Raw genomic sequence first — 9,920 nt, 5'->3', positions numbered from 1 at the left:
CACAACCCATGCCGAGTCGCCCCGTCAAGACGGGCCGACTCGGCAACAGGTGGTGCTGTGGATCAGGCGCCGGCGGCAACCTTGAGCGCCTCGGCGCGGTCGGTGCGCTCCCAGGTGAACTCGGGAAGCTCGCGGCCGAAGTGACCGTACGCAGCGGTCTTGGCGTAGATCGGGCGGAGCAGGTCGAGGTCGCGCACGATCGCGGCGGGGCGGAGGTCGAAGACCTCGAGGACCGCCTTCTGGATGTTGGCCTCGGGCACCGTGTGGGTGCCGAAGGTCTCCACGAAGACACCGACGGGCTGGGCCTTGCCGATGGCGTAGGCGACCTGGACCTCGGCGCGACGGGCCAGGCCCGCGGCGACGATGTTCTTGGCCACCCAGCGCATGGCGTACGCAGCCGACCGGTCGACCTTCGACGGGTCCTTGCCGGAGAAGGCGCCGCCGCCGTGGCGGGCCATGCCGCCATAGGTGTCGACGATGATCTTGCGGCCGGTCAGGCCGGCGTCACCCATCGGGCCGCCGACGACGAAGCGGCCGGTCGGGTTGATGTGGAGCTTGTAGCCGTCGAAGGGGACCGAGGACTTGAACTGCTCGAGCACCGGCTCGATGACGTACTTCTTGATGTCGGCGTGCAGCTGCTCCTGGCTGGTCTCCTCGGAGTGCTGGGTCGAGAGGACGACGGTGTCGACGCGGACGGCCTTGTTCTCGTCGTCGTACTCGATGGTGACCTGGGTCTTGCCGTCGGGACGCAGGTAGTCCAGCGTGCCGTCCTTGCGGACCGCGGTCAGCTTCTCGGCCAGCGTCTGCGCCATCTTGATGGGCAGCGGGAAGAGCTCGGGGGTGTCGTCGCAGGCGTAGCCGAACATCAGGCCCTGGTCGCCGGCACCCTGCAGGTCGAGCTCGTCGACCGAGCTCTCCACACGGTGCTCCTCGGCGGTGTCGACGCCCTGGGCGATGTCCTGGCTCTGGGCGCCGATGGCGACCTGCACGCCGCAGGAGTGGCCGTCGAAGCCCTTGAGGGAGGAGTCGTAGCCGATGTCGAGGATCTTCTGGCGCACGAGCTGGGCGACCGGCGCATAGGCGTCGGTGGTCACCTCGCCGGCGACGACGACCAGGCCGGTGGTGAGCAGGGTCTCGACAGCCACCCGGCTCTTGGGGTCGTGCTCGAGCAGGTAGTCGAGCACGGTGTCGCTGATCTGGTCGGCGATCTTGTCCGGGTGCCCCTCGGTCACCGACTCCGACGTGAAGAGACGTCCGGTCACGTGTAGCTCCGTTTCACAGGTTCGTGTGGTGGTTCAGGTCGATATACGTCAATCGTTCTGGTCGACAAACATAGACCCCGGATCCCAGGACTGCTGCGCTGGTCCTCATCGTGGCGCGGGGCGTGTCGTCAGTTCGTGCGTTGTTCATCCAGGCGTAAGGCGATCTGGTCCCAGATCACCTCTGCCAGGGCGGATTTCGCCCCTTCCTGCACGTCGACGTGGCCTCCGTCGGCATCCAGGATGACCGCCTTGTTGACCTCGCTGCCGAAGACGGCGCCACCGCTGACGTCGTTGACGACGAGCAGGTCGCAGCCCTTCCGCTTCAGCTTGGCGGCGGCCAGCTCGAGCACCGACCCGGTCGCGTCCCCGGTCTCGGCCGCGAAGCCCACCACCACCTGGCCGGGTTTGGTCCGGTTGTGGGAGATCTCGGCCAGGATGTCGGGGTTCTGCATCAGCTCGATCGTCGGCGCCGAGCCGTCGGAGGCCTTCTTGATCTTGGCCTCGCTCACCCCGGTCGGGCGGAAGTCGGCCGGGGCGGCGGCCATGACGATCGCGTCCGCCCCCTCGGCCGCGGAGACCACGGCGTCGCGCAGCTCGGCGGTGGTGCCGACGCGTACGACCTTCAGGCCGGCCGGGTCGGGCAGGGTGACGTTGGCCGCGACCAGCGTCACCTCGGCCCCACGGGCCGCCGCCGCACGGGCGATGGCGTAGCCCTGCAGCCCCGAGGACCGGTTGCCGAGATAGCGGACCGGGTCGAGGAACTCCCGGGTGCCCCCGGCCGAGACGACGACGTGGCGGCCGACCAGGTCGGCCCGGGCACCATGGGTGAGCACCGCGCGGCACAGCTCGAAGATCTCGCTCGGCTCGGGCAGTCGCCCCTTGCCGGTGTCCTTGCCGGTCAGCCGGCCCTCGGCCGGCTCGATGACGATGTTGCCGCGCTCACGCAGCGTGGCGACATTGGCCTGGGTGGCCGGGTGCTCCCACATCTCGGTGTGCATCGCCGGCGCGAACACGACCGGGCAGCGCGCGGTGAGCAGTACGTTGCTGAGCAGATCGTCCGCGAGGCCGTGGGCCGCCCGGGCGAGCGTGTTGGCGGTCGCCGGCGCGACGACCACCAGGTCGGCCTGCTGCCCGATGCGTACGTGCGGGACCTCGGTGATGTTCTCGAAGACGCCGGTGGCGATCTCCTTGCCCGACAGCGCCGCCCAGGTGGGAGCGCCGACGAACTCGAGGGCGGAGGCCGTGGGGACCACGGTCACGTCATGGCCGGACTCGGTGAACCGGCGCAGCAGCTCGGCCGCCTTGTAGGCGGCGATGCCGCCGGCGACCCCTAAGACCACTTTCGGCCGCCTCTCATCGAGAGCGGCGGCCGGGGTGGTGCTGTGGGTGGACAGCGAAGTGCCTAGATCAGAGGTCGGCGGCGGGCGCGTCGGCAGCAGCGGCCTGGGCGGCGGCAGCCTGGGCGGCCAGCTCGGCCGGGTCGATGTCCTCGCAGGTCAGCAGGTCCTCGTTGATCTCGCGCAGCGCGATCGAGAGGGGCTTCTCCTGAACGTGGGTGTCGACCAGGGGGCCGACGTACTCGAGCAGGCCTTCGCCGAGCTGGGAGTAGTAGGCGTTGATCTGGCGAGCCCGCTGGGCGCTGTAGAGAACCAGCTTGTACTTGCTGTCGGTCTTCGTCAGCAGGTCGTCGATCGAGGGGTTGGTCACGCCCTGGGCGTCGATCTGAGGGGCAGCCACGTGAGCCTCACTTGTCGGCTTGGTCGGATTTCTTGCTCGGGAGCCCGAGCGTCATCAAGGTTACCAACTCATCGGCTGCCTGATGAACTTCGTGGTTCACGATGGTGACGTCGAACTCCTTCTCCGCCGCCAGCTCGACCCGCGCGGTCTCCAGGCGCCGCTCCCGCTCGGCCTCGGTCTCGGTGCCCCGGCCGACCAGGCGGCGTACGAGCTCGTCCCAGCTCGGCGGGGCGAGGAACACGAAGATGGCCTCGGGCATGGTCTCGCGCACCAGCCGGGCGCCCTGCAGGTCGATCTCGAGCATCGCCGGGCGGCCCTCGGACAGCGCCTTGACGACGGGGCCGCGCGGGGTGCCGTAGCGGGCCATGTTGTGGACCGTGGCCCACTCCAGCAGCTCGCCGCCGGCGATCATCGCGTCGAACTCCTCGTCGGAGACGAAGAGGTAGTGCACCCCGTGGACCTCGCCCTCGCGAGGCTTCCGGGTCGTCGCCGAGACGGACAAGAAGACCTCGGGGTGGTCGTCGCGGACCGCCGCGGAGACGGTGCCCTTGCCGACCGCGGTCGGGCCGGCCAGGACCACCAGTCGCTTCTCCTGGCTCTCGCCGGCCCCGGTCGAGGTCTTCTCGTCCGTCATCAGACTCATCGGCGAGCGAACTCCTCGACCAACGCGGCGACCTGCTTGGGGCCGAGGCCCTGCACACGGCGGCTCATCGCGATGCCGAGACGCTCCATCATCTGGGTTGCCCGCACCTCACCGAGGCCGGGGTGGGAGGTCAGCAGGTCGATCACCTTCATCTTGCCGACGACCTCGTTCTTCTTCCCCTCCTCGATGACCTCGATGACAGACATGCCGCCAGTGCGGACCTTGTTCTTGACAGCAGCCCTCTCCTGGCGCGAGGCCGCGGCTTTGGCGAGCGCGGCAGCGCGCTGTTCAGGGGTGATGTCCGGAGGCAGAGCCACGAAGACTCCCTTTCACGATCAGATGTGTAGTCAACAGGGCAACCGGGTCGCGCGGTACAGGGATCGTGCCCCCCGGCTGAGCGCTGAAAGTAAGCGCTCGCGCCAATCTAGCCATTACGTTGCCGGGGCGGCAATCGGGGTCGCCTATCTGGTGTCCATCTGGTTCCCAAGATGGTTCCCACGATGGTTCACAGGGTCAGCGACGTGTGACAGACGTCCCGGGCATGCTGCTGGACGCGTACGGATGCCTCCTGCGTCTTCGTGCTGCTCACCTCGGTCGCCGCCTCGGCGATCTTCCTCGCCTCGGCGTCGCCGACGCTCTCGGGCGGCTCGCCGTTCTCGAACTCGTCGGCCGAGACGCCGGCGTCGTCCAGAGCCGTGCGGAGCCCCGAGATCGCCCCGGTGAGCGTCCTCCAGTCCTTCTCGATGTCGTCGGGAGCGTTGCTCTCGAGGTCCTCGAACACCGGCAGAGCGGCGATCAGGCCGTCGGTGCCGCCCTCCCCCAGCGTGTTCGTCAGCTCCTCCTGGTGCCCTTTCAGGGACTCGCAGTAGCTCTCGATCGGGTCGCCGCACGAGCTCAGGCTCGTGGCGAGGACCGGCAGGACGAGGAGCCGGGCGGCTATCCGGAGACTGGTCATCGGGCTAGTTTGTCAGGCACGGGGGTGGGCGGTTGGTCTAGGTATGCAGCGAAACCGTCGCTTCCCGTGCGGAGCTCCGCTTGGGAAGCGACGGTTGGTCTGCATACCTAGACGAACCGGCAGCCGTCAGCCGAGCTTGTCCCGCAGCCGCAGCGCCTCATCGCGCAGCGCGGCCACGTCCGGGCCCTTCCGCAGCAGCCCGCGGCTGGTGCTGGCGACCACGTGGGCGTTGGCGGGACCGAAGATCCGGGCGAGGTCGCCCGGGGTGCCGCCCTGCTCACCGAAGCCCGGCGCGAGGATGGGGCCGTTGAACCCGAAGTCGTACGCCACGCCGGCGCCGTCCGCGCCGTCGATGGTCGCGCCGACGACCGCGCCGAAGGAGCCCAGCGGCGTCTCGGCCTCGTTGAGCCGGCGCAGATGGTCGAGCATCACCCGGCCGACGCTGCGGCCGTCCTCGACCGTCGCGTGCTGCACCTCGGGGCCCTCCTTGTTGGAGGTCAGGGCGAGCACGAACAGCCCGGCGTCGAACTTCGTGGCCGTCTCGACGAACGGCGTCAGCGAGCCGAAGCCCAGATAGGGGCTCACCGTCACCGCGTCGGAGCCCAGCGGGCTGGCGGGATCGAGGTAGGCGTCGGCGTAGGCCTGGCTGGTGGAGCCGATGTCGCCGCGCTTGATGTCGAGGAGAACCAGCGCACCGGCGGCCTTCGACTCCGCGATGACCCGCTCCAGCACCGCGACGCCACGCGACCCGAAGCGCTCGTAGAAGGCGCTCTGCGGCTTGACGACGGGGACGTGCGGGGCAAGACCCTCGACCGCGGTCAGGGCGAACCTCTCCAGGCCGGCGAGGTCGTCGTTGAGCCCCCAGTCGAGGAGAAGCGAGGCGTGCGGGTCGATCCCGGCACAGAGCCGCCCACGCTCGGCGAGCGCGGCCACGTAGCGGGCACCGAAGCTCATCGAGCCACCCCGTTCGCGATCCGGCGGGCGTAGAGCGGCCCCTCGTAGATGAACCCGGTGTAGCCCTGGAGCAGGTCGGCACCGGCCGCGAGGCGCTCGCGGGCGTCCTCGACCGTGGCGATGCCACCCACCCCGACGAGAGTCATCTCGGGGCTGACCCGGCTGCGGAGCAGCCGTAGGACGTCGAGCGCCCGCGCCTTGAGCGGCGCGCCCGAGAGTCCGCCGGCGCCGGCCGCGGTGATCTCGGCGGGCGTCGAGACGAGGTGCTCGCGGCCGATGGTCGTGTTGGTCGCGATGATCCCGTCCAGACCGATGGCGCTGGCCAGGTCGGCGACCTCGACCACGTCGGAGTCGGCCAGGTCGGGCGCGATCTTGACCAGCAGCGGGACCCGGTGCTTGGTGACCTGGTCGGCGATCGAGCGCACGTGCTCCAGCAGCGGCTGCAGCTTCTCGACCGACTGCAGCGTGCGCAGCCCGGGCGTGTTGGGCGAGGAGACGTTGACGACCAGGTAGTCGGCGTAGGGCGCCAGCAGCCGCGCCGACTTGGCGTAGTCGGCCTCGACCGCGGCCTGGTCGTCCTCTGGCACGAGCTTCGTCTTGCCGATGTTGATGCCGAGGATCGGTCCGCCGGTGGCCGTGCCACGCCGCTCCAGGCGGCTGGCCAGCCGGGCCGCGACTGCCTCGGCACCGTCGTTGTTGAAGCCCATCCGGTTGATCACCGCACGGTCGGCGGGCAGCCGGAACAGCCGCGGAGCCGGGTTGCCCGGCTGGCCCTCGCCGGTGACGGTGCCGATCTCCACGTGGCCGAAGCCGAGACCGCCCAGGGCGTCGATCCCGACCGCGTTCTTGTCGAAGCCCGCAGCCAGCCCGATCACGTTCGGGAAGGTGAGCCCCATGGCGTGCACGGGGGAACCCGGCGTACGCGTCCTGGACAGCGCAGGGCCGGCGGCCCGGATCGCGGCGAACGCCTGCTGGTGGGCCCGCTCCGGATCGGTCTTCGTCAGCACCTTGTCGAACAGGGCGCGATAGGCCCTCATTTGGCCGACACCCCGCCGTCGTGGTGGCCGACGACGTCGCGCCACTCCTGCAGGCTGCGTACGTCGATCTCACCGCGCCGCAGCGCCTCGATGCCCTGCACCGCGGCGCCGAGGCCCTGGACGGTGGTGATGCAGGCGATGTTGGAGACGATCGCCGCGGTGCGGATCTCGTAGCCGTCCATCCGGGCCGACTTGGCGTTGGAGGTGCCGTTGGGCGTGTTGATGACCAGGTCGACCTCGCCGTCGAGGATTCGCTCGACGGTGGTCTTCTCGCCATCCGGTCCCGTGCCCGCGGAGTGCTTGCGCATCACCCGGGACGCCACGCCGTTGCGGCGCAGCACCTCGGCGGTGCCCTCGGTCGCGAAGATCTCGAAGCCGTGGTCGGCGAGCACCTTGATCGGGAAGATCATGGTGCGCTTGTCACGGTTGGCCATGCTGACGAAGATCCGCCCGGACGTCGGCAGCGGGCCGAACGCGCCGGCCTGGCTCTTGGCGAAGGCGCGGCCGAAGTCGGAGTCGAGCCCCATCACCTCGCCGGTCGACTTCATCTCCGGGCCGAGCACGGTGTCGACCTGCTGACCCTCCGGCGTGCGGAACCGGTTGAACGGCATGACCGCTTCCTTGACCGCGATCGGCTGGTTGGGCGGCAGCGCTCCCCCGTCGCCCGTTGTCGGCAGCACCCCGGCCGTACGCAGCTCCGCGATCGACTCCCCGAGCATCACCCGCGCGGCGGCCTTGGCCAGCGGGGTCGCGGTGGCCTTGGAGACGAACGGGACGGTGCGGGAGGCACGCGGGTTGGCCTCGATGACGTAGAGCACGTCGGAGCCGAGTGCGTACTGGATGTTGAGCAGGCCGCGGACGCCGACACCTTCGGCGATCGCCAGGGTGGCGGTGCGGATCCGCTCGACCTCGGCCGCGCCGAGGGTGATCGGCGGCAGCGCGCAGGAGGAGTCGCCGGAGTGGATCCCGGCCTCCTCGATGTGCTCCATGACGCCGCCCAGGAACAGCTCGGTGCCGTCGTAGAGGGCGTCGACGTCGATCTCGACCGCGTCATCGACGAACTTGTCGACCATCACCGGCTTGTCCGGGGTGACCTCGGTCGCGGCCTCGATGTAGGAGCGCAGCGCCTCGTCGTCGTAGACGATCTGCATGCCGCGTCCGCCCAGGACGTAGGAGGGACGCACCAGGACCGGGTAGCCGATCTCGGCAGCGATCTCGCGGGCCTCGTTGAACGTGGTGGCCATGCCGTGCTTCGGCGCGACCAGGCCGGCCTTGTGGAGCACCCGGCCGAAGGCGCCGCGCTCCTCGGCCAGGTGGATCGCCTCGGGGCTGGTGCCGACGATCGGCACGCCGTTGTCCTTGAGCGCCTGCGCGAGACCGAGCGGGGTCTGGCCACCGAGCTGGCAGATGACGCCGACCACGGGGCCGGCCTGCTGCTCGGCGTGGACGATCTCGAGCACGTCCTCCAGGGTGAGCGGCTCGAAGTAGAGCCGGTCGGAGGTGTCGTAGTCGGTCGAGACGGTCTCCGGGTTGCAGTTGACCATCACGGTCTCGTAGCCGGCCTCGCTGAGCGCGAGGGAGGCGTGCACGCAGGAGTAGTCGAACTCGATCCCCTGGCCGATCCGGTTGGGACCGGAGCCGAGGATGATCACGGCCTCCTTCTCCCGGGGCGCCACCTCGGTCTCCTCGTCGTAGGAGGAGTAGTGGTAGGGCGTACGCGCCTCGAACTCGGCCGCGCAGGTGTCGACCGTCTTGTAGACCGGGCGGATGTTCAGCGCGTGGCGTACGCCGCGAACGACGTCCGCGGTCATGCCGCGCATCTTGCCGAGCTGGTAGTCGGAGAAGCCGTGGCGCTTGGCGTAGCGGAGCACGTCGGCGGTCAGCTCGGGCGCCGCGATGATCTCCTGGGCGATCTCGTTGATCAGGAAGAGCTGGTCGATGAACCAGGGGTCGATCTTGGTGGACTCGAAGATCTCCTCCGGCGTCGCACCGGCTCGGATCGCGTCCATGACCCGCTTGAGTCGGCCGTCGGTCGGGGTCTTGATCTCCTCGAGCAGCGCAGGCTTGTCGAGCTCGACGACCTCCTGGGTCCAGTCGAAGACCGCCTCGGGCTTCTCCAGGGACCGCAGGGCCTTCTGCAGAGCCTCGGTGAAGTTGCGGCCGATCGCCATCGCCTCGCCCACGCTCTTCATGTGGGTGGTCAGCGTGGTGTCGGCGCCCGGGAACTTCTCGAAGGCGAAGCGCGGGACCTTGACCACGACGTAGTCGAGGGTCGGCTCGAAGGACGCGGCGGTCGAGCCGTTCGGCCCGGTGGTGATGTCGTTCTCGATCTCGTCGAGGGTGTAGCCGATCGCGACCTTGGCGGCGATCTTGGCGATCGGGTAGCCGGTCGCCTTCGAGGCCAGCGCGCTCGAGCGGGAGACGCGGGGGTTCATCTCGATGACGATGATCCGGCCGTCGGCCGGGTTGACGGCGTACTGGATGTTGCAGCCGCCGGTGTCCACGCCGACGGCGCGGATGATGCCGATCGCGAGGTCGCGGAGCTTCTGGTACTCGCGGTCGGTCAGCGTCATCGCCGGGGCGACGGTGATCGAGTCGCCGGTGTGCACGCCCATGGGGTCGAGGTTCTCGATGGAGCAGACGATGACCGAGTTGTCCTTGCGGTCGCGCATGACCTCGAGCTCGTACTCCTTCCAGCCGAGGATCGACTCCTCCAGGAGCACCTCGGTGGTCGGGCTGGCCGCGAGGCCGGCGCCGCCCAGGCGCCGCAGGTCGGCCTCGTCGAACGCGAAGCCCGAGCCGGAGCCACCCATGGTGAAGCTCGGCCGGATAACCAGCGGGTAGCCGAGCACCTCGGCGCCGGCGAGCAGGTCGTCGATGCTGTGGCAGATGACCGACTTGGCGCTCTCGCCACCGAGCTCGGCGACGATCTTCTTGAACTCCTCGCGGTTCTCACCGCGCTGGATCGCGTCGATGGTCGCGCCGATCAGCTCGACGTCGTACTTCTCCAGGATCCCGCGCTCGTCGAGCGCCACCGCGCAGTTGAGCGCGGTCTGGCCGCCGAGGGTGGCCAGCAGCGCGTCGGGGCGCTCCTTGGCGATGACCTTCTCGACGAACTCCGGGGTGATCGGCTCGACGTAGGTCGCGTCGGCGAACTCCGGGTCGGTCATGATCGTGGCCGGGTTGGAGTTGACCAGGACGACCCGGATGCCCTCCTCGCGCAGCACGCGACAGGCCTGGGTGCCGGAGTAGTCGAACTCGCAGGCCTGGCCGATGACGATCGGACCGGAGCCGATCACGAGCACGGACTTGATGTCTTCGCGCTTGGGCAT

General features: G+C 69.4%; 9 protein-coding genes. All 9 read right to left on the bottom strand.

The window, feature by feature from the left end; genetic code table 11:
• Positions 1-62 precede the first annotated feature (62 nt).
• The 9 genes from metK to carB all read right to left on the bottom strand — a co-directional run bounded on the left by metK (position 63) and on the right by carB (position 9,920).
• On the bottom strand, positions 63-1,262 hold the full coding sequence (gene metK, locus ACFVDI_RS22920) for a methionine adenosyltransferase (RefSeq protein WP_378910723.1): 1,200 nt from the start codon (positions 1,260-1,262) through the stop codon (positions 63-65).
• Positions 1,263-1,390: 128 nt separating this feature from the next.
• Positions 1,391-2,602, bottom strand: coding sequence for a bifunctional phosphopantothenoylcysteine decarboxylase/phosphopantothenate--cysteine ligase CoaBC (coaBC, locus tag ACFVDI_RS22915; protein ID WP_378910720.1), 1,212 nt, complete (start codon positions 2,600-2,602; stop codon positions 1,391-1,393).
• A 67-nt stretch (positions 2,603-2,669) separates the two neighbouring features.
• Positions 2,670-2,999 (bottom strand): DNA-directed RNA polymerase subunit omega, encoded by a 330-nt coding sequence (rpoZ, locus tag ACFVDI_RS22910; RefSeq protein ID WP_328530395.1) that lies wholly within the window; start codon positions 2,997-2,999, stop codon positions 2,670-2,672.
• Between the two features lie 7 nt (positions 3,000-3,006).
• Positions 3,007-3,642, bottom strand: a complete 636-nt coding sequence (gmk, locus tag ACFVDI_RS22905) for a guanylate kinase (protein ID WP_378910715.1) — start codon at positions 3,640-3,642, stop codon at positions 3,007-3,009.
• Positions 3,639-3,959: an integration host factor, actinobacterial type gene (gene mihF / locus ACFVDI_RS22900; protein WP_008356752.1), complete on the bottom strand. Its 321-nt coding sequence runs from the start codon at positions 3,957-3,959 to the stop codon at positions 3,639-3,641. The genes gmk and mihF overlap by 4 nt, the downstream gene beginning before the upstream one ends.
• 188 nt (positions 3,960-4,147) lie before the next feature.
• A complete protein-coding gene (locus ACFVDI_RS22895) occupies positions 4,148-4,597 on the bottom strand; it encodes a hypothetical protein (RefSeq protein ID WP_378910712.1) in 450 nt (149 codons plus the stop codon).
• 126 nt (positions 4,598-4,723) lie between these two features.
• Positions 4,724-5,551, bottom strand: coding sequence for an orotidine-5'-phosphate decarboxylase (pyrF, locus tag ACFVDI_RS22890; RefSeq protein WP_378910708.1), 828 nt, complete (start codon positions 5,549-5,551; stop codon positions 4,724-4,726).
• Complete coding sequence (locus tag ACFVDI_RS22885; RefSeq protein WP_378910706.1) at positions 5,548-6,588, bottom strand: quinone-dependent dihydroorotate dehydrogenase; 1,041 nt, start codon at positions 6,586-6,588, stop codon at positions 5,548-5,550. The genes pyrF and ACFVDI_RS22885 overlap by 4 nt, the downstream gene beginning before the upstream one ends.
• Positions 6,585-9,920, bottom strand: coding sequence for a carbamoyl-phosphate synthase large subunit (gene carB, locus ACFVDI_RS22880; RefSeq protein WP_378910701.1), 3,336 nt, complete (start codon positions 9,918-9,920; stop codon positions 6,585-6,587). The genes ACFVDI_RS22885 and carB overlap by 4 nt, the downstream gene beginning before the upstream one ends.

This window comes from Nocardioides sp. NPDC057767 (assembly GCF_042798275.1).
GTDB lineage: Bacteria > Actinomycetota > Actinomycetes > Propionibacteriales > Nocardioidaceae > Nocardioides.
The sequence above is the reverse complement of the archived record's forward strand: the minus strand, read 5'-3'. Positions and strand labels throughout refer to the sequence as shown.

Excerpts from the sequence above, each read along its gene's own strand:
- carB (WP_378910701.1), bottom strand. The coding sequence starts at position 9,920 with ATGCCCAAGCGCGAAGACATCAAGTCCGTGCTCGTGATCGGCTCCGGT.
- gmk (WP_378910715.1), bottom strand. The coding sequence starts at position 3,642 with ATGAGTCTGATGACGGACGAGAAGACCTCGACCGGGGCCGGCGAGAGC.
- pyrF (WP_378910708.1), bottom strand. The coding sequence starts at position 5,551 with ATGAGCTTCGGTGCCCGCTACGTGGCCGCGCTCGCCGAGCGTGGGCGG.
- ACFVDI_RS22885 (WP_378910706.1), bottom strand. The coding sequence starts at position 6,588 with ATGAGGGCCTATCGCGCCCTGTTCGACAAGGTGCTGACGAAGACCGAT.
- ACFVDI_RS22895 (WP_378910712.1), bottom strand. The coding sequence starts at position 4,597 with ATGACCAGTCTCCGGATAGCCGCCCGGCTCCTCGTCCTGCCGGTCCTC.